This window comes from Bacteroides sp. ET71 (genome assembly GCF_023336905.1).
GTDB lineage: Bacteria > Bacteroidota > Bacteroidia > Bacteroidales > Bacteroidaceae > Bacteroides.
Map to the genome: position 1 here is coordinate 1 of NZ_JAMBLS010000111.1, position 876 is coordinate 876.

Here is an 876-nt window from a genome sequence, read left to right on the forward strand (position 1 = left end):
ACAATTCGTGGCCAATTCCTTATTTGCCATGACCAATCCGGGTGAGACTTGTATCCAACAAGGGAAAGACGTCCGGTTCGCGCGTGATATACAAGAACAGCGATGGCCGCCCTATCATGTTGCACAAGCCTCACCCGGGAAATATTGTCAAAGGATATGCGCTGAAGCAGGTGTTTGAAGAGTTAAAGGGCCTCGGATTATTAGGATAAGTCAAACAAGGAGGATAAGATATGAACACACTTCATTACAAAGGGTATGTCGGCTCAGTGGCTTTCAGCGAAAAGGACAATGTCTTTTTCGGGAAGGTTGAAGGCATAGACGGCCTCGTGAATTTCGAGGGAGAAAGTGTAAAGGAACTGACAGATGCTTTTCATGCGGCAGTAGATGATTACATAACTTATTGCCGGGAAGAGGGCTTGGAACCGCACAAAAGCTATTCAGGCTCTTTGAATGTGCGCCTTACGCCGGAAATGCACAGCCGTGTGGCCATGTTGGCCAAGCAGGCGGGCATTTCTATCAATGCTTTTATCAAGTCTGCCGTGGAAAAGCAAGTGGCCATGATGCTGTAACTATGCGCTGAGAAGTATTAGTGAGATCCCTCGATACCCCCTCTTGCCTCCCCCGTTTGGCGGGGGAGAACAATACTCGGGATGACAGGGAGAAAGAATTTTAAACAAACTAACAACCTGTTCGTTTAAGAATCGCTGGCTCTGTCATGCTGAGCGAAGCGAAGCGGAGTCGAAACATCTCACTAATATTTCTCAGGTGAATAGTGAGATCCCTCGGCGATGCTCGGGATGACAGGGGAAAAGAAGAAGAAAACATTCCTGTCATGTTGAGCGAAGCGAAGCGGAGTCGAAATATCTCACTAATGTC

At 47.6% G+C, this 876-nt stretch carries 2 protein-coding genes; both read left to right on the forward strand.

Annotated features, from left to right (window positions below):
• Window positions 1-41: 41 nt before the first annotated feature.
• Window positions 42-209 carry a type II toxin-antitoxin system HicA family toxin gene (locus M3090_RS15410; protein WP_317239257.1) on the forward strand — a complete coding sequence of 56 codons (168 nt, stop codon included), beginning with the start codon at window positions 42-44 and terminating at the stop codon, window positions 207-209.
• A 21-nt stretch (window positions 210-230) separates the two neighbouring features.
• Complete coding sequence (locus tag M3090_RS15415) at window positions 231-569, forward strand: type II toxin-antitoxin system HicB family antitoxin (RefSeq protein ID WP_249057743.1); 339 nt, start codon at window positions 231-233, stop codon at window positions 567-569.
• The last annotated feature ends 307 nt before the right edge of the window (window positions 570-876 follow it).

Excerpts from the sequence above, each read along its gene's own strand:
- M3090_RS15415 (WP_249057743.1), top strand. The coding sequence starts at position 231 with ATGAACACACTTCATTACAAAGGGTATGTCGGCTCAGTGGCTTTCAGC.